Source organism: Peribacillus sp. SRI_006 (assembly GCF_057586375.1).
The window spans coordinates 31,903-53,584 of the sequence record NZ_JBYCZT010000013.1 but is presented as its reverse complement, the minus strand read 5'-3'; the positions used below and the strand labels follow the sequence as shown (position 1 = coordinate 53,584).

Below are 21,682 nucleotides of genomic sequence, written 5' to 3'. Positions count from 1 at the left end.
ATACCATAATCAAGATATTTATGCAAATATCATGTCTGTTTCTTCCTTTTTGAAATCCGTTTCCTCTTTTAAAATAAAGATAACTGATTTTGTTCAGGCAATGACTCCAGACAGCCTTGTTTATCAAGGTATTCAAGGATGGTCTTCGAAACCTTACCCCGCTGTTGAAGGTCTTCTTTAGAGAGGAATTCACCATTTCCCCGTGCGTTGACAATATTGATCGCCGCATTCGTTCCAAGACCAGGTATCGAATTGAAAGGCGGAATCAAAGTATTTCCTTCAATTAGGAATTGATCTGCACTGGATTTGTACAAGTCCACTTTAGCGAATGAATATCCTCGTTCACACATTTCCAAAGCTAGTTCAAGAACCGTCAATGTATTCTTTTCCTTTGTGGATGCATCCAATCCCTTTACCATGATTTCTTCCATTTTTGCTTTGATCGCTTGCGATCCCCGTGTCATGGCGTCGATTTCAAAATCATCGGCACGTACTGTGAAATAGGCCGCATAGTATAATAAGGGCAGATGCACTTTAAAATAGGCAATCCGGACAGCCATTAAGACGTAAGCTGCAGCATGGGCTTTCGGGAACATGTATTTAATCTTCTTACATGAATCGATATACCATTCCGGCACCTCATTTTTCCTCATTTCCTCTTCGAATTCCTCTGAGAGCCCTTTCCCTTTACGTACAGATTCCATGATTTTAAACGCCAGGGAAGGATCGAGACCTTGATAGATCAGATAGACCATAATATCATCCCGGCAGCCTATAACCTCACTTAGTGTGCAGATCCGGTTGTGGATCAGTTCCTGTGCATTGCTCAGCCATACATCCGTACCGTGGGAAAGGCCTGAAATCTGAACAAGCTCGGAAAAAGTCGTAGGTTTCGTATCTTCAAGCATCTGCCGGACAAAACGCGTACCAAATTCCGGGATGCCAAGCGTACCCGTTTTACACATGATCTGTTCTTCGGTAACTCCTAAAGATTCAGTACTGCTGAATATTTTCATTACTTCCGGATCATCGGTTGGAACGGTCTTTGGATCGATGCCACTTAAATCTTGAAGCATCCGGATTACTGTCGGATCATCGTGTCCAAGTATATCAAGTTTCAAAATATTATCGTGAATGGAATGGAAATCAAAGTGAGTTGTTTTCCACTCTGAATTCCGGTCATCGGCAGGGAACTGAATTGGTGTGAAATCATAGATATCCATATAATCCGGAACGACGATGATTCCGCCCGGGTGCTGTCCAGTCGTCCTTTTCACACCAGTGCAACCGGCTACAAGGCGATCGGTCTCGGCTCCGCGCATATGGATGTTATTATCAGAGGAATACCCTTTAACATATCCATAAGCCGTTTTTTCAGCGACCGTACCAATCGTTCCGGCACGATATACATATTCTTCACCGAATAAGACCTTCGTATAGTTATGGGCCTTCGGCTGATATTCACCGGAGAAGTTCAAGTCGATATCCGGAACCTTATCCCCTTTAAATCCAAGGAAAGTTTCAAACGGGATATCATGCCCGTCTTTTGTATAAGCGATGCCACAATCGGGACAGTCTTTATCGGGCAAGTCAAACCCTGAACCTACAGAACCGTCATTGAAGAATTCGGATTTCTTGCACTCAGGACATACATAATGCGGCGGAAGAGGGTTCACCTCTGTAATTTCAGTCATGGTGGCAACGAAAGATGATCCAACCGATCCCCTTGAGCCAACTAGATAACCATCATTCAATGATTTTTTAACAAGCTTGTGGGAAATTAAATAAATAACGGCAAAACCGTGTCCGATGATGCTTTTCAATTCTTTCTCAAGACGGGCCTCCACGATTTCCGGCAGGTTTTCCCCATAAATCTTCCTTGCCATGCCATAACTCATTTCACGCATCTCTTCATCTGCACCTTCAATTTTAGGTGTGTATAACTCATCCTTGATTGGCTTGATTTCTTCAATCATATCAGCGATTTTATTCGTGTTGGTTACCACGACCTCTTTGGCTTTCTCGGAACCGAGGAAGGAGAATTCCCGCAGCATTTCATCTGTTGTCCGAAAATGTACGTCAGGAAGCTTATGACGATTCAGCGGGTTCGCGCCGCCTTGTGAATTCACAAGGATTTTACGGTAAATTTTATCATTCGGATCCAAATAATGCACATTTCCCGTGGCTACGACTGGCTTGTCCAGCTTTTCACCAAGCTTGACGATATTGGAGATGATCGTTTCTAATGATTTATCATCCCGTACATATTCAAGCTCAATCAAATGCTGATACACTTCCTTCGGATGGATTTCAAGATAATCGTAGAATTCGGCGATATCGACGACTTCCTCAAAACCCTTCTGCATCATCCCTTCAAAAACTTCCCCTTTATCACATCCCGATCCGACCAGGATTCCTTCACGATACTTTTTAAGTTGTGAGCGCGGTAATCGGGGCACACGATAGAAATAATCGATGTGTGATATTGAAATTAATTTAAAAAGGTTTTTTAACCCCGCCTGTGTTTGCGCGATCAACGTACAATGGGACGGCCGGGAACGCTGGTAAGCATTTCCTTTACCCATATTGTCATTAAGTTGATCATGATGGGTAATCTCCTTTTCCATTGCATCCTTCAGCATCTTCAGCATAAGGTAACCTGTAGCTTCGGCGTCATAAATGGCCCTATGATGCTGGGTCAAATCAATATCGAACTTTTTACATAGTGTATTTAACCGGTGATTTTTAAACTCCGGATATAAGAAACGGGCAAGTTCCAAAGTATCAAGCACAGGATTGGAAGCTTTAGGATAACCCAAGTTTTTATAACCTATATTCAAAAACCCCATATCGAAGGCTGCGTTGTGGGCAACCAGGATCGCATCGCCCGCCCATTCCTTGAACTTTTCCAGCACTTCCGAGACTTCTGGAGCATTTTCTACAAGATCATCAGTGATTCCAGTCAATTCTATCGTCGTATTGGATAGTGGGTGATGCGGATTAGCAAATGACTCGAAGCGATCAATGATGTCCCCGTCACGGATTTTGACTGCAGCAAATTCAATGATCGTATCATAAACAGCTGACAGACCCGTCGTCTCTACGTCAAACACAACATAGGTTGCATCTGCCAAAGCGATATGCGCCTCATTATAAACGATGGGTACACCATCATTTACAAGATTCACTTCGACGCCATAAAGGATTTTGATACCATTCTTTTTCCCGGCACTATAAGCTTCAGGGAATGATTGTGCTCCCGCATGATCTGTAATGGCAACGGCCTTATGCCCCCACTTTGCAGCTTGGGCAACAAGCGCTGAAGTAGGTGTCACTGCATCCATCGAGCTCATTGGGGTATGCATATGCAGTTCTACACGCTTTTCTCCTTCAGGGGCCTTATCCTGCCGTCCTTGTTTAGAAATTTCATTTATATCATTTGCGATCATTACAAGGTCACGTACGAATGTATCATTTTGGATGCTGCCTTGGGCACGTACCCACATCCCTTTTTTCACTCGGGCAAGTATGGCAGCATCTTCTTTATCACGCGAAAACATTTTGACCAATATCGAGCTCGTATAATCCGTGACTTTAAATGTCAACAGGCTTCGTCCGCTTCGCAACTCACGCACTTCTGCATCAAATACGAATCCTTCGATAGCAATCCTGCGCTCTTCATCGATAATTTGTTCGATTCTGCGGAAATCCGCATCTTCTTTAATCGTGTAGCCAATTTTAACCGGTCCTTCGTATACGCCATCGTCGCCGCCTTTTTCCGATTCTTTCTTCTGCATTTCCACTAGTGCAGCAAGTCCCTTTTCCGCGTCTTCCTTTTGTTTCTCTTCCAAAAACTTTTGGTAATCAGGATTCGACACCGTTTCCTTCACTTCCGCTTCAAGTGTCAACGGAGGAAAACCGAATGTTTGGTAGATATTCGAAATGATGCCGGAGTATTTTCGTTTCAGCTGACCAGCTTCCGTATCATTTCGGGCGCTTACGATAAGCTTATATCCATTTACCGTTGGCACTTGTTCATTCAGGAGCGATAACAGTGCTGGAGACATGCCTTCAAGCTCCCCAATGCAGTTTTTCCAATACTCTTTTACCAATTGTTCGGTCACTTGCGGATTGGCCACATTCAAGTTGAATGTGACCTTTGCAATATGGGAAAACGTACTTGCTAGATGAGTAGCAAGTCTTGTATGAACACTGCAAGGAATCAATGCAGGTATATTAAAGGCAAAATGCCATGTTTTGGACTCCCTCTCGATTGAGAGTTTATCAATTTCGGCACCTATGAAATAATTCACAAAGGCATCCTCGGTCAAGTCCATTTGCTGGAGCAAGAGTTGAAATCTCTCTCTACCGCTATTTGGATTTTGATCCATTCCCTCTCTCCCCTATCTACTATCTCTTTAGATATTATTCACTAGCATTTTCGTTTTGATATCAGAGGCTATTATAACATATCATGAATGTTTCACTAGTATCCAAATCCATGAAAAGGAAAGGCATCATCCAATTGAATGATGCCTAGTTCCCCCATTTTTAAATTATCCCAGTATTTCGTGAAGCTTTTGAGTTAGTTCAGCTCTTTCAAGTTCAAGAACCTCACCCGTTTTGCGAATTTTCACTTCGACAATTCCGTCGGATGCCTTTTTACCAACAGTCACCCTGACAGGGAGACCGATCAAGTCGGAGTCTGCGAATTTTACGCCTGCACGTTCTTGACGATCATCCATTAGAACTTCCATGCCTTGTGCCTTTAAATCTTTATATAAATCTTCTGCCAGGGCAGCCTGAGCCTCATCCTTCATATTGATTGGAATCAAATGGACTTGGTATGGCGCTAAATTCTTTGGCCAGACCAATCCCTTTTCATCGTTGAATTGTTCAGCGACAGCTGCAAGTGTACGGGAAACCCCAATACCATAACATCCCATGATCATTGGCTGCGTCCGTCCATTCTCATCCAGGAATGTCGCATTCATAGCTTCGGAATATTTTGTTCCCAGCTTGAATACGTGGCCTACCTCAATTCCTTTGGCAAATTTAATTTTTCCGTTTCCGTCGGGCGATGGGTCGCCCTCTTGGATGAAACGAAGATCTATATAATTGGCCACGTTAAAATCACGAGCGGGATTGACGTTCACATAATGGTGGTCTTCCTCATTTGCACCACAAACTCCATTAACCATGGCTTCGACGGCAAGATCCGCAACCACTTCCACATCAGAAGTGACATTTATAGGTCCAAGAGATCCAATTGCACATCCCAAGACTTCCTTCGTCTCATTTGGATCGACCAAATCAACGATTGAAGCGTTATAGAAGTTCTTCAGCTTGATATCATTGACTTCATGATCTCCTCGTACCAAAACTAGCACATACTTTTCATCCACTTTAAACAATAATGATTTTATTAGTTTCGCTGCATCGGTATTCAGGAATGCAGCAACTTCTTCTATCGATTTTTGACCCGGTGTATGAATTTTTTCAAGTGCAATTTGTTCTTCGCTGCTTTTTTCATATTTTACATTCACAGGTGCCATTTCAATATTGGCTGCATAATCGGAAGTATCCGAATATGCGATGGTATCCTCCCCTATTTCAGACAGGACCATGAATTCATGTGTATCCTTACCACCCATTGCCCCAGAATCGGCAATGACCGCACGGAAGTTCAACCCACAACGGCTAAATATATTCGAATATGCCGCAAATAAATTTTTATATACAGCATCCAGGCTTTCTTGATTAGCATGGAAAGAATAAGCATCCTTCATGATGAACTCACGTCCACGCAACAATCCGAAACGCGGTCTTTTTTCATCACGGAATTTGGTTTGGATTTGGTAAACCGTCAATGGAAGACGCTTATAGGATTTCACCTCATCGCGAACTAAACTGGTTATCACTTCTTCATGCGTGGCACCAAGCGCAAATTCACGGTTGTTGCGATCCTTAAGCCGCATCAACTCTGGACCATAAGTATACCAGCGTCCAGATTCCTGCCAGAATTCAGCTTGTTGTAAAGCCGGCATCAACAGTTCCACTGCGCCTGCATTTTCCAGTTCTTCCCTAACGATCGCCTCAACCTTTTGAAGCACCTTTTTTCCAAGCGGCATAAAACTATAAACCCCGCTGGAATTTTGTCTCATAAATCCTGCACGCAATAGCAGCTGATGACTTTTGATTTCAGCATCTGCAGGCACTTCCCTCAATGTAGGGATCAACGTCATACTTTGTTTCATATTTGCACCTCTTCAATATTTCCTTTAAATTACTTGCAGCTTCGGTAAATTTGATACCGCAACATTTTAATACGGTCATTTCATACAAAAAAGACTTTCCGGTCATTCAGAAAAGCTAATTTAATATACTCATTCTCGATTATACTTACGATTTCCCTAGAAAACAAACAATTTCCCCAAAACGATTAAAAAACTAGGAAATGCCTTCAGATAAGAAAACGGCCAACAGATAATTCTGCTGGCCAGTTTTTGCATTATCCAAACATGTCTTACAGGAAGAATCGCTGGATGTCATTCCAGGTAACGACAATCATCAATAACATCAGCAAAGCAAAGCCGATGAAGTGGACCATCCCTTCTTTTTGACGGTCAATTGGTTTCCCTCTTAAGAATTCGACCACAAAGAACAACAGCCTTCCTCCATCCAATGCCGGCAGCGGAAGCAGGTTCATGATTCCCAGGTTAATGCTGAGCAGCCCTGCCCATTTCATTAACGTGAATAAACCTTGTTTCGCCACTTCCTCAGTTGATTTATATATGCCTACAGGACCAGATAAACTGTCGATCGTAAATCCTCCCGTTACAAGATCACCAAGGATAATGAAGATTTGTTTTGTCCAAAAATACGTTTCTGTAAAACCATATTGTATAGCTTTAATCGGTGCTTTTTCAACCGGAGGGTAAACACCGATAATCCCGATTTTCTTCCCTTCCCTTTCCACTTCTTGTGGAACAACCGGCACTTCTAGTGTTTTCCCGTCCCTGTCAACGACAAACTCGATCTCTTGCCCAGGGTTCTTTTGAATGCTTTCCTGAACATCTCCCCAAGTGGAGACTTCCGTACCTTCTATGGATTGAATGACATCTCCCGATTTTAAACCGGCATTTACAGCCGAACCATCCGGAGTCAACTCACCTAGTTTTGCTTCATCCACCACAACACCTTGAAACAGGCCGATCAGCACAAAAATGACAAAAGCCAAAACGAAGTTCATTGCCGGACCAGCTACAATCGTCAGAAAACGATGCCCAAGCGACTTTGAGGCAAATTGCCGGTCAAAAGGAGCAATCTGGTTCTCTACACCATTTTCAACGATCACAGCCTCTTTATGGATGGCAAACGTTTTTAGTGTATCTTCCTCTCCCTCTTCATAACCAGTAAGGATCAGTTTATGATCAAGGTCGATCACTTCAACTTCCACAAGTCGAATATCAGGATATTTATCTTTATTGTTCAAAATGATCTTTGTAACATTCTCATCATTATCGAACATTAACCCAACCCGATAGCCGGGTTTCAATTCTATATTTTCTGCGTCTTCACCGGCCATACGCACGTAACCGCCAAGAGGAAGCAATCGGATGGTATAAACGGTTTCCTTCTTTTTATATGTGAATACTTTTGGCCCGAAACCGATTGCGAACTCACGGCATAAGATTCCTGCTCGCTTTGCAAACACTAAGTGCCCAAGCTCATGGAAAAAAACTAGAGCTCCAAAAATGATGATGAACGCTATAATCGTTTCTAAAGTCTGCATGTTCCGGTCACCTATCTTTCACTAAAGATTCTATATACTGCCTTGTCATATTATCGACTTCCTGAATCGTTTCTAAATCTGGAAGGGCTATGACGGAATGCTGATTCAGCGCTTTTTCAATTAACTTCTCAATTTCAAGGAAGGTTACCTTTCCAGATAAGAATGCAGAGACTGCGGCTTCATTGGCGGCATTCAACACAGTAGTCATCGTTCCGCCCATTTTACCTGCTTTATAAGCGAATTGCAAACAAGGATATCTGGTGAAATCCATATCCCTGAAATGCAGTTTGCCTGCTTCAGCAAGGTTCAATCGTTTGCGGCCTGCCAGCGGAATACGGTCTGGATAAGTAAGTGCATATTGTATCGGCACCCGCATATCCGGTGTCCCCAGTTGTGCTATCACGCTGGAGTCATGAAACTCAACCATGGAATGGATGATGCTCTCCTTATGTAGCAATACATCAATTTTATCGTAGGGAAGATCGAATAGCCAATGGGCCTCGATCACTTCCAACCCTTTATTCATCATTGATGCTGAATCGATCGTGATTTTAGCTCCCATTGACCAGTTCGGATGGTTCAGTGCCTCTTCCACCGTTACATCCTTCAATTCTTCCCTGGTCCGATCTCGAAAACTGCCTCCTGAAGCAGTAATGACAAGACGTTCTATATTTTTTTCCTTTTCACCTTGCAGTGCCTGAAAAATAGCTGAATGCTCACTGTCAACCGGCAGCAATCTGACCCCCGCTTTTTTTGCTTCACTCATGACCAAATGACCCGCCGTCACCAACGTCTCCTTGTTGGCGATAGCAATATCCTTTTTTGCCTTTATTGCTTGAAGTGTCGGATAAAGACCCACGCTTCCGATGACGGCATTGACCAATATCGTCGCCTGATCATAAACAGCAACAGCAGTCAATCCCTCATCCCCATACATGAACTCGATATCTTTGCGGTTGGAGAATTCACTTTTCAAAACATGATAATCTTCTTCCGTCTGGACTGAAACCAGTTTCGGTTCAAACTCTTGTATATAAGTCCTGACCAATTCTATATTCTTTCCAGCAGAAAGCGCCACGATCTTGAATTGATCCGGATGGGACCTGACTACATCCGCCGTTTGTTGACCAATCGATCCTGTCGCGCCCAAAAGGCTGATATTTTTCAAATTGTTCATCTCCTAATTCATATAACGCTTGCCTATATTTATATTATAAAACATGCAATAAATGCAAAATCGGTAAAATGAAGATCACACTATCTAGCCTGTCCAAAATTCCACCATGTCCCGGGAGGAGATTCCCTGAATCCTTAACGCCATAATGACGTTTATACGCGGATTGGACGAGATCACCCAATTGGCCGAATACCCCAATGATTAATGAAATCAATAATAATTGTAATAACGTGTAATCAAGGCTGGAGAAGGCGTAAAATAAAACACCCACCACCATCGCGGATATTAACCCGCCGATAAATCCTTCCACCGTCTTGTTTGGACTTATTTCTGGCCATAGCTTTCTTTTACCAAGCGATTTACCAATGAAGTAGGCTCCGGAATCAGTTGCCCAGATCGTAAATAGGGTAAGCAGGATATAGATCAGCCCCAACCCCAAAGAGTCACGTGTTTCAAATAGGAAGTAGAAACCTATCCCCAAGTATAGGATTGAAATCACTAGAAAGCCTGCGTCATCAAAGGTAAAACGGTTTTTTGAAACGACTGTATAAAGTAACAGCAGCAAAACCCCGATCAAGAATACTTGAACTTTATCATAATTAATTTCTGCCAAAAAAGCGGTATGCTCATTAGGCAATAAAAGCACCCACAATAATATGTGAGAAAGAAATGCTTCAAAAGAAAGTACACGTAACTTTTTCATTTTCATCAGTTCGTACAAACCAATCGAGCCTAACAGATAAACCGTCAGTAAAAAGGGAGTGCCCCCTAAAATGACTAGTGGAATGAAGATAGCGGCAACTACGACCGCCGTAATAATTCGTTGTTTCATTATTCCATTTTCCTCGCCTTCTACATTAAACGCCACCGAATCTTCGTGAACGCTTTTGATACTCCTCAACTGCCTGCAATAAATGCTCTTCACTAAAATCCGGCCACAGCACTTCAGTAAACCAAAGCTCCGTATAAGCAGACTGCCAAAGCATGAAATTACTTAAACGGATTTCACCGCTAGTACGGATCAGTAAATCGGGATCCGACAAATGTTTGGTCATCAGGTAACTGGATACCATTTCCTCCGTTACATTTTCCTTTATTATACCATTCTTAGCATCTTGAATGATGCTATTCACTGCAGATACAATCTCCCCACGGCTTCCATAGTTCAGGGCAAAATTCAGAATCATCCCATCATTGTCTTTCGTGTCTTCCATTGCCCGTTTAACGGCACTTTGAGTATGTGACGGAATGAGCGACAAGTCCCCAATCGTTTCAACTCTAACATTTTCCGAAATGAGCTCGGGCAAAAAAGTCCCAAGAAATTCCTGGGGCAGCTTCATCAAAAAGTCGACTTCACTTTTCGGGCGTTTCCAATTTTCAGTGGAAAACGCATAGACCGTCAAAGTTTTGACCCCTAATTTATTGGCAACTTTCGTAATTCTACGAACGGTTTTCATTCCTTCATGATGACCCGCCACACGTGGCAATGCACGCTTTTTGGCCCAACGGCCGTTCCCATCCATAATGATGGCGATATGCTGAGGAACATCAAACTGTTTAATATGCTGAATCCTATTTGTTACATCGGAAGAAGCATCTTTTTTAACGAAACGCTTCCAAAGTGAATACATATGTTAGTCCCCCATCAGGTTGTACTTATCTCTCTACAAAGGCAAAGTTTTTCGTGCACTATGTATATCAAGCTTTCTGCCGCTTAAAAAGAATCTATATTATAATATCAAAAAAAAACTGGTTCTCATATTATTATTATGAAAATTATTTCTTCATTAGAAGCTTGAAAGGGAGAAATCATTCCTTCTTTTTTCTGAAACCGATTATGACTGACATGAAAAATGCAAAAAAAAGGCCACCTCCAACGTTTGCATGCAACATACTAACTCAAGGAGTAATCATTATCGGAGAAACCTTATTATAACAGTTTTCTCCTTTAAGCACACCTATATGTTAGCACCAAGACATGACCCAGTATGGATTCGGCCCTCTTTATTTAATCAATTCTTCAATGGAAATTATACTTCCAAAATTTCTTTTTCTTTATCTTTTGTAATTTCATCGATTTTCGTGATATTGCCATCTGTCATCTTTTGGATGTCATCAGCATAGCCACGCAAATCATCTTCAGTGATTTCACCACTTTTTTCAAGCTTTTTCAAATCATCATTAGCATCGCGACGCACATTACGGACAGCTATTTTTGCCTCTTCCGCTTCTTTTTTCACAACTTTCACAAGCTCTTTTCTGCGCTCTTCAGTTAACGCCGGGATGGCTATCCTGATGATCGATCCGTCATTAGAAGGATTTAAGCCTAAGTCTGATTTCAAAATCGCCTTTTCGATTTCACCCAATACCGTTTTATCATATGGTTGAATGACTAATAGTCTAGCTTCCGGGACAGAAATACCAGCCACCTGATTAACAGGTGTCGGCGAACCATAATAATCAATCGAGATTCTATCAAGCAATGAGGCATTTGCCCTTCCGGCACGGATGCTTGCTAATTCACGTGTGTACGCTCCAATGGCTTTTTCCATTTTCGTTTTCGCATTCGAAATAACTTGTTTCGGCATCTTTTATTTCCCCCTTACAATAGTTCCAAGCGTTTCGCCTAAAACGGCCCGTTTAATATTACCTTTTTCCATGATCGAGAAGACGATCAATGGAATATCATTGTCCATGCATAGTGAGGACGCAGTTGAATCCATTACTTCTAACCCTTCTTTAATCACATCAAGATAGGAAAGTTCATCATACTTCACTGCATTTTTGTCTTTAACCGGATCTGCATTGTATACGCCATCCACATTATTCTTCGCCATCAAGATGACATCAGCTTCAATTTCTGCAGCACGCAGGGCGGCAGTGGTATCCGTTGAGAAGTATGGATTACCTGTACCAGCTGCAAAAATCACCACTCTCTTTTTCTCTAGATGCCTGATTGCACGGCGTCTAATGTATGGTTCTGCTACTTGTCTCATCTCAATGGAAGTTTGCACGCGTGTTTCAATTCCAAGCTGATCAAGGCTGTCTTGTAATGCCAATGAGTTCATGACTGTAGCCAACATCCCCATATAATCGGCATTAGCACGATCCATGCCCATTTCACTGCCTATTTTCCCGCGCCAGATGTTTCCGCCACCGACAACAACAGCCACTTCCACATCAAGCTCAGCCACTTCCTTGACTTGTTCAGCAATGGATTTAATTACTGCAGGGTTAATTCCAAATCCTTCTTCACCGGCTAATGCTTCACCACTTAGTTTTAGAACGACACGTTTATATTTAGCGTTACTCATGAGAACCTCCAACTATGTAATCTTTTCATTCGTTCATCATGCTTTCTTGCAATACTGCCAAAAAATCATGACATTTCAAAAAATAGGGAACACAAGAGTGTTCCCCATTATTAATTATCTGACAATTAGTCTTTTTTAACTTGATTCATTACTTCTTCAGCAAAGTTTTCTTGACGTTTTTCAAGACCTTCCCCTACTTCATAACGAACGAATGATTGGATTTTTCCGCCTTTTGATTCAACGAATTGTCCCACTTTTTGATCAGGGTTCTTAACGAAAGCTTGTTCGTTAACACAGATTTCTTCGTAGAATTTATTGATACGTCCTTCAACCATTTTCGCAACGATTTTTTCAGGTTTTCCTTCATTAAGAGCTTGCTGCGTAAGAACTTCGCGTTCGCGTTCTAATTCGCTAGCATCCACTTGGTCGCGAGAGATATATTTAGGGTTAATTGCAGCAATATGCATTGAAACGCTTTTAGCTGCCTCTTCGTCAGTTGTACCTTCAAGAACTGATAGTACGCTGATGCGTCCACCCATGTGAAGGTATGCACCAAATGCGTCGTTATCTGTTTTAGAAACGACTTGGAAACGGCGAAGAGTTAATTTTTCCCCAATTTTAGCAACAGCAGCATTGATATGATCTGCAACTTTTGCTCCATTTTCCATTGTTTGCTCAAGAGCAGCTTCAACGCTTTCAGGTTTGTTCGCAAGAAGGAACCCAGCCAATTCCTTAACAAGAATTTGGAAGCCTTCGTTTTTAGCAACGAAATCAGTTTCAGAGTTCACTTCAAGAATAACCGCTTGGTTTCCTTCAACAACGATTGAAGTTAAACCTTCAGCAGCGATACGGTCGCCTTTATTAGCAGCTTTTGCAATTCCTTTTTCACGTAGGAAATCGATTGCCTTTTCCATATCGCCTTCTGTTTGTACAAGTGCCTTTTTACAGTCCATCATACCGGCACCAGTTTTTTCACGCAATTCTTTAACTAATTGTGCAGTGATTGCCATAATATATATCCTCCTCAAATTAAATGCAGTTTATTCAATCTTTACCCATTATTGCCAAAAAATACTTGTTATCATCAAAGAAAATAACGAGCTTTGACAATATTTCGAAAAACATCCACTTTTTCAGTCAATATGACGGAACTAAACCAGCTGATGATTTTCATCCCTTAAAAATCGCCCATACCTTTAAGAAAAGACATTCCGTACAGTGATTTTATGTATGTTTATTTAGTGCAAAAAAAAGGGATAAAAGGCATTATCCTCTTATCACCTTTTTTCTTACTGAATAAGCAACCTTTTTTACTTATTAAGCAGTAGTTGTTTCAGTTGCTGTTTCTTCGCCTTGTTTAGCTTCTAAGATAGCATCTGCCATTTTACCTGTTAATAATTTAACAGCACGGATTGCATCGTCATTCGCAGGAATAACTACATCGATTTCATCCGGATCACAGTTTGTATCAACGATACCAACAAGTGGAATGTGTAATTTGTGTGCTTCCGCAACAGCAATACGCTCTTTGCGAGGGTCGATAACGAAGATCGCATCTGGAAGAGTCTTCATATCTTTAATACCGCCTAAGAATTTTTCTAAGCGATCCCATTCTTTTTTAAGTTGGATAACTTCTTTTTTAGGAAGAACTTCGAAAGTTCCGTTTTCTTCCATTTTTTCGATATTTTTAAGACGAGTGATACGTTTTTGGATTGTTTCAAAGTTTGTTAAAGTTCCACCTAACCAACGTTGGTTTACATAGTACATACCAGAACGGATAGCTTCTTCTTTAACAGATTCTTGAGCTTGTTTTTTAGTTCCGACGAAAAGAACAGTACCACCGTTAGCAGCTAGTTCTTTCACGAAGTTATAAGCTTCTTCAACCTTTTTAACTGTTTTTTGAAGGTCGATGATGTAGATGCCGTTACGCTCAGTGAAGATATATTTCTTCATTTTCGGGTTCCAGCGACGTGTTTGGTGTCCGAAATGCACACCAGCTTCAAGCAATTGTTTCATAGAAATGACTGACATTTTAGTTCCTCCTAAATGGTTTTGTTTTTCCTCCGCACCGATCATTTTCATACAGAAACTGTCGTAACAGCACCATCTGCAAGAATCACGGGGCGTGTGTATTAACACCATTTCATAATATATCATAATGGCTCTGTATAATCAAGAGATAACTTTATCTATTCTTGCGAAACTTTAGTAATAGCTCAATCTCCGTTTGACCGCGACCTAACTTTTTGGCGATTCCCTCTACTGAATTCCCTTGATCCGCTTAACATATCCACTTTTTCATTCAATGACCTTTCATTTAACGAAGCCTGCAGCATGTCCGAAAATTCCATGCCAGCCGGCTTCCACTCGTTTTGAGGGGAAGTGGCTGCCGATGAAAGCTCCAATTTGTCCTCGACTTTTACGGGTAAAGCATTTGGCTACATTTTTTTCAGGCACTATTTTATAAGCGTTAATTGCCTGCATTTTAGCTGCGGCACGACTTCCCTCTTCATACTCTAGCAGAATGTTTTGTTCTTGTTTTTCTTTCTTTGTTTCTTTGATTGAACTATGTTCTTGTCCTTTTTGTCCATGCTCAGGATTCATTGCCACCGAATTGTTGATTGCCTTTACCAGTGTCTCGTTATCCTCTTTCATCTCCATTAAATAACCAGACAAAAGTTGTTCCATTTCTCCAATGACGGCTTTTTGGTCTTTTTCCAACATGCTTAAACGATTTTGGCGAAGATATAAAACGATGATGGCAAAAATGGTGAATATGTTCAATACAAACAACAGAAATATAAAAAATGCTGACATACTGCCTCCTAATTAACCGGAATAGTCAATCCTGTTACCATTAAACGGATGGGGATCTTTTTTCACTGTTGTTTTTTCTTGATTACTTTCCCTATTCTCTTCTTGACAAAGTACAGTTCGAACATTCTGTGATTTCGAAACATTTATTGATGCAAGTATCCGTAAAAATTCTATCAATTTGATTTACAGGGCTTTCTTCGTTCAATAGGAATCCCTTATGCCTTCCAGACTCCATAGCCCTCTTCAATGAAAGTATCTTCATTAAATCTTTTGATCTTGCATCGTGTTTCTTAATTTATAAATCGCTTTTGAGTGAATTTGGGATATCCGGGACGTAGATAGGCCCATCACTTGTCCGATTTCGGTTAATGTTAGTTCTTCCTTATAAAAAAGCTGTAAAACCAACTGTTCTTTTTCATTAAGCGTTTCTATGAATTTGGTTAATTCCACATACAGTTCGTCCCTTAACACATGTTCCTCAGGTAAATCCGCCTTTTCATCTTTAATATGAAAATTCGCGCTTTCTTTATCGTCCTCTTGGGGATTCTCATCAATAGATAGTACATTGGCAAAGAAATTCTCATTTAATGCAGCATATACTTCATCTTCCGGGATATTCAATTCAGCGGCAATCTCATCTGGCGAAAGGTTCCTCAAGTATTGCTGCTCCAGCTTTTCTATTGCAGATTCAATTTTCTTGGCTTTATCTCTTGCATTCCGTGGAAGCCAATCCTCTTTCCTTAATCCATCTAAAATAGCACCACGGATTCTAAAAGATGCATATGTGTCAAACTTCAGGTCACGCTTCGTATCAAAGCGTTCCAGGGCATCGAATAACCCCATCATCCCTAAACTCCATATATCATCCCGGCTCACATTTTTAGGAAGACTTACTGAAATACGTTGAACATGATACGATACGAGAGGTATGTATTTCTTTACCAAAATGTCCCCGGCTAGCGAATCTCTGCAATCCACCCAATTTTTCCAACATAACTGCTCTTCTTCGATGGTCAGATGAGACATTCGACATCCTCCTAACATTGTTATATACGATTTGTGATCAAAACGGCCCCTAAAGCCATACATGCAATAATAATTCAGTAGCAAGTGTACCTGTCATATTTTTGGCTTTTCAAAAGCCAAATCCGATCCTATATGTTTTTGGTCCCTTTTGTAACGGTCCGTATATTTAGCAGACAATCATTTAAATTGAATTCAATCGTTCTTCCGCTATTCCCGCCAACATCTTCGGCAACGATTCTAATCCGCAAGTCAGATAACTCTTTCCGGACAGCTTCCACATTCCGGGGTCCGATTCTCATTAAATCCCCTCCGGAGGCAAATTGAAACATTTGTGCTCCTCCAGCCAGCTTCGCTTTGAGGAATGGCATTCTTGTGCCTTCTTTGACTAATACCTGCACTAATTCCTTTATCGCCGTATCTGCAAATTTGGCAACGTTGATCTGTCCCGATTTAGCGAGTGAAGAGTCTGGAAGCATGATATGGGCCAAACCTGCAATTTCTTTTTTTTCATCATAAATCACAACACCGACACACGACAGTTGTTACCATAGTTATCATAAATTGCTGATCGAATTGCTCTCCTTCCAAAAGTTCGACGGGTGGGCGTAGCTTGATTACTTCACCTAACTTTTCAAGCACTTCGAAAACCATAAACACCCTGGCCGCTTTTAAAAGACAGTCCTCACGCAATCCTATCGAAATTTCGAAGCTGTTGAAACCTTGATCTTTGGACTGTTGAATTACTGTTCATTCAAATTCATCGTACTCTCCCGCAATCATTTCCTTCTTTTCTAGGACGGCAGAAGCTGCTGCAATCTCTGCAATGGTGGAAGAATAGGGCGACTCCCTTTTTTCAATCATTTCCAGCTGATGGACAACATCCTTCACATTTCTTTTTCCATCTCCACCTTCAGCAATGGACATGACCATTGCTTCTAAATCATCAACCGCTAAAAATATCACATCAAACAATTCAGGAGAAAGGGCGATATGACTGTTTCGGATCGCATCCAGCACATTCTCCATTTTATGAGTTAAATTGGCTAGATCCTCATATCCCATAGTTGCTGACATCCCTTTTAAGGTATGGGCGGAACGAAAGATTTCGTTTACGATCGAGAGGTCTTCCGGGTGCTTTTCGAGTACCAGCAACTGTTCGCTGCACGTTTGAAGATGTTCTTTACTTCCTTCTATAAATACCTCTAAATATTGATTCATTTCATACAATCTCACACCTCCACGTGTTAACAATAGCGTATTATCGCTTTAGCTATTTTTTCTACATCCTCTACGCTATCTATTAACTCGGTATTGATTGCCGCCTAAGGCATACCAAAAACGATTGATGTCTCCTGTGATTCGGCTATCGCTTTTAAAGGACCCTTTTGTTTAAGATTGGTAAGTCCACTCGACCGTCCATCCCCATCCCGGTCATGATAACGGCTATTTTCGCAGAATCATTCATTTCACTTACCCGATTCAAATAGCACATCAACCGACGGGCGATGTCCATGACGCACTTCGGATTAATCCAAAAGGATTGCCCAACTCATCCCGACCTTCCTCATCTTCAAGTGAAAACCTCCAGGTGCGATGTAAGCGAAACTTTTTGAATCAGTTCTCCCACTTCAGCTTCCTTCACTTTAATCTTGCATAATGAATTCAGGCGTGTTGCCAAAGATTTCGTGAAACCGGGGGCATATGCTGGACAATGTATGGGAGCATCAATTTCTGAGAGTCCTGTCAAGACAGTCTGCAGAGCTCTCGGGCCTCCTATTGATGTACCGATGACTAATAACCTCTTGTATCTATAGGACCATTTTCTTTGGTTTTTTTCACTTTTTGACAATTCAGTTGAATCTATTTTACTACATTTTCCCCAAACGGATGGGCTTTTTTCAATATTTTTCGCATTTTTTTCTAGTTTGTGAACATTTGCCTTCTGGCAGCCATAACTTTTTCATGGAGTTCTTTCTTGATTTTAAGTAAATCCAATGAAACGGCTCCCGAAGGTTTAGTTACAAAGTCAAAGGCTCCGCTGTTCATGTGCTTGATAACATGACTACAGCGGTTGGACATTCATTCATTATCCGGTTTAATGCTTCCAATACGTCCATAATTGGCATTTCCACATCCAAAGTCACGACATCGGGTTTTAAAGCCTTTATTTTGTTAATGACATCTCTTCCATTCCTGGCAGTCCCGCTGACTTCCCCCCTGCTATCTTCTACTAAAAACACTGAAATTAACTTTCTCATAAATGCAGAAACGTCCACTATCAGCACTTTTACTTTACCCATAAAAAGGAGGCCTACTTTCCCAAAAAATATCTCTTCATATTTTGGAGGAAATGGCTTTTTTGCAAAGTCAATTCTACCCCAAATGAATGATTTGCATATCTCGAAGTAATGTCCACAATGGCTTTGGATACATCGGCTTCAGAATCGAAAAGGAGAAAGGGCATTTGGCATTTTCTAGTGATTGAAAAGTATTCGAAAATAATTCCACATCGATCACCTCTTTCTATAATTAACAGATAATCACTTTACCAATAAATTAACCCAGCGGATTTACGTTTTAATTTTAAAGAAGCATTATAACTATGTCCATAAATAATACATAGACTTTAGACCTATTATCGTCGAAAATTGTCACAAATTGCTCAAATTTGTCTTTTTTCTTAGTATTATTATAGGATTATATTACGTAATCTTACATTATAATATGATATTCTACATTTTAACCAAATTTTACTTCTGTTAACTTTTATATCATATCGAAAAATCAACCTATATACCTGATACTTTAGAACTAATTTTCGCATTTACTTGCAAATAATTATTTTATTTTAGTTGATTTCACCCTTTTAAATAAAGGATTTATAAGAAAGAAACAGATTACAGCATTTTTTCTTTTTTGAAAAAAATTCTTTTTATCAAGGTGTTGAACCATTCGACAAATTTCCCTAATGACTGAAAACCGTTATCGATAGTCTTTTAAGAATCAAAAAGTTATCCCATCGTTCATTTACACCATTTCGACAGTTATAATAATATAATTACCCTTTATAAGAAATACTTAACTATATTTTGCTTCTAATAGAAAACATGCCCATATTCACATTTCCATTTTACCTGAATTACCTCTTTTCCCTTCCTCCCCCTGCCCTTCACCGCATTTGCCTGTTTATCCGGGACAGTAACACATCCGAATACAAAAAAAGGCAGCCCTTTTTCAAGGACTGCCTTTCTATATGTTAATTATTTTTAAGCTTCTCTAATTCAAGAAGGAATTTATCGTTCAATACCTTGATATAAGTACCTTTCATTCCAAGAGAGCGTGATTCAATGACCCCTGCACTTTCCAGTTTCCTTAGGGCATTTACGATAACGGAACGGGTGATGCCGACACGGTCCGCAATTTTTGATGCTACAAGCAGACCTTCATTACCTTTAAGTTCCTCAAAGATGTGCTCTATTGCTTCCAATTCACTGTAAGATAACGAGGAAATCGCCATTTGAACGACAGCTTTACTACGAGCTTCCTCTTCTATCTCTTCTGATTTTTCACGAAGGATTTCCATGCCGACTACAGTCGCACCATATTCAGCTAAAATTAAATCATCATCGTGAAATTTTTCTTGTAAACGGGCAAGAACCAATGTTCCTAAACGTTCTCCACCACCCATAATCGGTACGATCGTTGTTAATCCAGTTGCGAAAAGTTCCTTGTTTTCGACTGGGAAAGCAGTATATTCGCTTTCGATATCAAGGTTCGAAGAGGTTTCAGGAATATTGAACAGGTTTTTTGTGTACTCTTCAGGGAATTGTTTATCTTCCAACATTTTGTACATGCGTTCGTTTTCAATTTGCTGACTTACCGCGATGCCAAGTAATTTCCCGCGGCGGCTGACGACGAATACATTTGCTTCGATAACTTCACTTAAACTCTCAGCCATTTCCTTGAAGTTAACTGCTTTACCTGCTGCTTTTTGGAGCATTGCATTGATTTTTCTTGTTTTTGCTAATAAATTCATTTGATTTGTTCCTCCTAAAAATACCATGGTTCACAATAACTATGAAGTTGTATTTCCGTAATTTTATGTTCATTGCGTAGGCAAATCATTGCCAAAATTGTTTCTAATTAAAGGATAAACTGGCTTAAATCTTTGTTCCGGGCGATAGAACCAAGCTTACCTTCGACATATTGGGGTGTAATTGTAATCTTCTCCATCGTTATTTCCGGAGCTTCAAACGATAAGTCTTCAAGCAACCGTTCCAAAATGGTATGAAGTCTTCTTGCACCAATATTGTCTGTGTTTTGATTTACTTCGAAGGCCACTTCTGCTATCTTACGAACAGCATCGTCAGAAAATTCAATTTCTATACCTTCAGTTTCCAATAAAGCAACATATTGTTTTAACAAGGCATTATCCGGTTCATGCAGAATCCGTACAAAGTCGTCTACAGTCAGTTTGTTCAATTCTACACGAATTGGGAATCTACCTTGTAATTCCGGGATTAGGTCGGATGGCTTAGCCATATGAAAGGCCCCTGCAGCAATGAATAGGACATGATCCGTTTTAACGGAACCATATTTAGTCACTACTGTTGAACCTTCAACTATTGGCAGGATATCCCTTTGGACACCCTCTCTTGATACATCCGCTGATGAACTTCCAGATTGCTTACTCGCAATTTTGTCTATTTCATCTATGAAGATGATCCCATTTTGCTCAGCCCCGTATACTGCATCTGAAGTGACTTCATCCATATCAATCAATTTTGCCGCTTCTTCATTCGTTAAAACGGTTCTCGCTTCACTTACTTTCAATTTGCGCTTCTTGCTTTTTTTCGGCATCAAGCTTCCTAAAGCATCCTGCATGTTCATCCCCATTTGTTCCATTCCCGAACCTTGGAGCATATCAAACATCGAAGCAGCCTGTTCTTCCACTTCGACCGTTATCATTTCACTTTCCAGCTCACCATTAGCCAGCTTTTCAGCGACGATTTTTCTTTTTTCCTGCAAACTTAAATCTTCGGAATTTTCTTCCGGATCCTGTTCGTCTTGATTGTTATTGCCTCCAAAAAAGACTTCAAGAGGATTCTTGAAATTACTCTGTTTTTTTGTTGATGGCACTAATAACTCTATTAGGCGGCGATTTGCATTTTCTTCTGCCCGTTCCTTTACGCTGGCCATCTTTTCTTCCTTCACGAGGCGGACGGAAGTCTCAACCAAATCACGAACCATGGACTCTACATCACGGCCGACATACCCGACTTCCGTAAATTTTGTTGCTTCAACTTTTACAAAAGGAGCACCTACCAATTTAGCCATTCTCCGAGCTATTTCTGTTTTCCCAACACCTGTCGGTCCAATCATTAATATATTCTTCGGAACGACTTCATCACGAAGTTGATCCGAGAGAAGGGAACGTCGGTAGCGATTCCGAAGAGCCACTGCCACTGCCCGTTTTGCCTCACGCTGCCCAACGATATACTGATCCAGTTTTTCAACGATTTGCCTCGGTGTTAAATTAGCTTTTTTTGACAT

At 40.8% G+C, this 21,682-nt stretch carries 14 protein-coding genes and 3 pseudogenes; all 17 read right to left on the bottom strand.

Going from position 1 to position 21,682, the window contains the following annotated elements:
- Positions 1-68 precede the first annotated feature (68 nt).
- The 17 genes and pseudogenes from AC2YHV_RS19240 to hslU all read right to left on the bottom strand — a co-directional run bounded on the left by AC2YHV_RS19240 (position 69) and on the right by hslU (position 21,682).
- Positions 69-4,391, bottom strand: a complete 4,323-nt coding sequence (locus AC2YHV_RS19240; protein WP_057278400.1) for a PolC-type DNA polymerase III — start codon at positions 4,389-4,391, stop codon at positions 69-71.
- A 165-nt stretch (positions 4,392-4,556) separates the two neighbouring features.
- Positions 4,557-6,257 carry a proline--tRNA ligase gene (locus AC2YHV_RS19235; protein ID WP_187050733.1) on the bottom strand — a complete coding sequence of 567 codons (1,701 nt, stop codon included), beginning with the start codon at positions 6,255-6,257 and terminating at the stop codon, positions 4,557-4,559.
- A 269-nt stretch (positions 6,258-6,526) separates the two neighbouring features.
- Complete coding sequence (gene rseP / locus AC2YHV_RS19230) at positions 6,527-7,795, bottom strand: RIP metalloprotease RseP (RefSeq protein WP_034313629.1); 1,269 nt, start codon at positions 7,793-7,795, stop codon at positions 6,527-6,529.
- A gap of 7 nt (positions 7,796-7,802) precedes the next feature.
- A complete protein-coding gene (dxr, locus tag AC2YHV_RS19225) occupies positions 7,803-8,963 on the bottom strand; it encodes a 1-deoxy-D-xylulose-5-phosphate reductoisomerase (protein ID WP_487373866.1) in 1,161 nt (386 codons plus the stop codon).
- 43 nt (positions 8,964-9,006) lie between these two features.
- Positions 9,007-9,804: a phosphatidate cytidylyltransferase gene (locus AC2YHV_RS19220; RefSeq protein ID WP_034315397.1), complete on the bottom strand. Its 798-nt coding sequence runs from the start codon at positions 9,802-9,804 to the stop codon at positions 9,007-9,009.
- Between the two features lie 25 nt (positions 9,805-9,829).
- Complete coding sequence (uppS, locus tag AC2YHV_RS19215; protein WP_034313634.1) at positions 9,830-10,603, bottom strand: undecaprenyl pyrophosphate synthase; 774 nt, start codon at positions 10,601-10,603, stop codon at positions 9,830-9,832.
- A 399-nt stretch (positions 10,604-11,002) separates the two neighbouring features.
- On the bottom strand, positions 11,003-11,560 hold the full coding sequence (gene frr / locus AC2YHV_RS19210) for a ribosome recycling factor (RefSeq protein WP_034313637.1): 558 nt from the start codon (positions 11,558-11,560) through the stop codon (positions 11,003-11,005).
- Between the two features lie 3 nt (positions 11,561-11,563).
- Positions 11,564-12,286, bottom strand: coding sequence for a UMP kinase (pyrH, locus tag AC2YHV_RS19205; RefSeq protein WP_057913387.1), 723 nt, complete (start codon positions 12,284-12,286; stop codon positions 11,564-11,566).
- Between the two features lie 125 nt (positions 12,287-12,411).
- Positions 12,412-13,296: a translation elongation factor Ts gene (tsf, locus tag AC2YHV_RS19200; protein WP_034313641.1), complete on the bottom strand. Its 885-nt coding sequence runs from the start codon at positions 13,294-13,296 to the stop codon at positions 12,412-12,414.
- A gap of 307 nt (positions 13,297-13,603) precedes the next feature.
- Positions 13,604-14,317, bottom strand: coding sequence for a 30S ribosomal protein S2 (gene rpsB, locus AC2YHV_RS19195; protein WP_095678842.1), 714 nt, complete (start codon positions 14,315-14,317; stop codon positions 13,604-13,606).
- A 282-nt stretch (positions 14,318-14,599) separates the two neighbouring features.
- Positions 14,600-15,103: a hypothetical protein gene (locus tag AC2YHV_RS19190; RefSeq protein ID WP_487373865.1), complete on the bottom strand. Its 504-nt coding sequence runs from the start codon at positions 15,101-15,103 to the stop codon at positions 14,600-14,602.
- Positions 15,104-15,364: 261 nt separating this feature from the next.
- Positions 15,365-16,129, bottom strand: a complete 765-nt coding sequence (locus AC2YHV_RS19185) for a FliA/WhiG family RNA polymerase sigma factor (RefSeq protein ID WP_487373864.1) — start codon at positions 16,127-16,129, stop codon at positions 15,365-15,367.
- A gap of 128 nt (positions 16,130-16,257) precedes the next feature.
- Positions 16,258-16,665, bottom strand: a pseudogene (locus tag AC2YHV_RS19180) (chemotaxis protein CheD); the annotation flags it as partial.
- A gap of 4 nt (positions 16,666-16,669) precedes the next feature.
- Positions 16,670-17,347 (bottom strand): annotated as a pseudogene (locus AC2YHV_RS19175) (Hpt domain-containing protein); the annotation flags it as partial.
- Positions 17,348-17,373: 26 nt separating this feature from the next.
- Positions 17,374-18,429, bottom strand: a pseudogene (locus AC2YHV_RS19170) (protein-glutamate methylesterase/protein-glutamine glutaminase).
- Positions 18,430-19,385: 956 nt separating this feature from the next.
- Positions 19,386-20,165, bottom strand: a complete 780-nt coding sequence (gene codY, locus AC2YHV_RS19165; protein ID WP_057278408.1) for a GTP-sensing pleiotropic transcriptional regulator CodY — start codon at positions 20,163-20,165, stop codon at positions 19,386-19,388.
- Between the two features lie 107 nt (positions 20,166-20,272).
- Complete coding sequence (hslU, locus tag AC2YHV_RS19160; protein ID WP_048684871.1) at positions 20,273-21,682, bottom strand: ATP-dependent protease ATPase subunit HslU; 1,410 nt, start codon at positions 21,680-21,682, stop codon at positions 20,273-20,275.

What these genes read in the sequence shown, in the direction of transcription:
- AC2YHV_RS19190 (WP_487373865.1), bottom strand. Translation starts at nt 15,103, where the DNA reads ATGTCAGCATTTTTTATATTTCTGTTGTTTGTATTGAACATATTCACC.
- AC2YHV_RS19185 (WP_487373864.1), bottom strand. Translation starts at nt 16,129, where the DNA reads ATGTCTCATCTGACCATCGAAGAAGAGCAGTTATGTTGGAAAAATTGG.
- tsf (WP_034313641.1), bottom strand. Translation starts at nt 13,296, where the DNA reads ATGGCAATCACTGCACAATTAGTTAAAGAATTGCGTGAAAAAACTGGT.
- codY (WP_057278408.1), bottom strand. Translation starts at nt 20,165, where the DNA reads ATGAATTTATTAGCAAAAACAAGAAAAATCAATGCAATGCTCCAAAAA.
- rseP (WP_034313629.1), bottom strand. Translation starts at nt 7,795, where the DNA reads ATGCAGACTTTAGAAACGATTATAGCGTTCATCATCATTTTTGGAGCT.
- AC2YHV_RS19220 (WP_034315397.1), bottom strand. Translation starts at nt 9,804, where the DNA reads ATGAAACAACGAATTATTACGGCGGTCGTAGTTGCCGCTATCTTCATT.
- AC2YHV_RS19235 (WP_187050733.1), bottom strand. Translation starts at nt 6,257, where the DNA reads ATGAAACAAAGTATGACGTTGATCCCTACATTGAGGGAAGTGCCTGCA.
- frr (WP_034313637.1), bottom strand. Translation starts at nt 11,560, where the DNA reads ATGCCGAAACAAGTTATTTCGAATGCGAAAACGAAAATGGAAAAAGCC.
- hslU (WP_048684871.1), bottom strand. Translation starts at nt 21,682, where the DNA reads ATGTCAAAAAAAGCTAATTTAACACCGAGGCAAATCGTTGAAAAACTG.
- rpsB (WP_095678842.1), bottom strand. Translation starts at nt 14,317, where the DNA reads ATGTCAGTCATTTCTATGAAACAATTGCTTGAAGCTGGTGTGCATTTC.
- AC2YHV_RS19240 (WP_057278400.1), bottom strand. Translation starts at nt 4,391, where the DNA reads ATGGATCAAAATCCAAATAGCGGTAGAGAGAGATTTCAACTCTTGCTC.
- pyrH (WP_057913387.1), bottom strand. Translation starts at nt 12,286, where the DNA reads ATGAGTAACGCTAAATATAAACGTGTCGTTCTAAAACTAAGTGGTGAA.
- uppS (WP_034313634.1), bottom strand. Translation starts at nt 10,603, where the DNA reads ATGTATTCACTTTGGAAGCGTTTCGTTAAAAAAGATGCTTCTTCCGAT.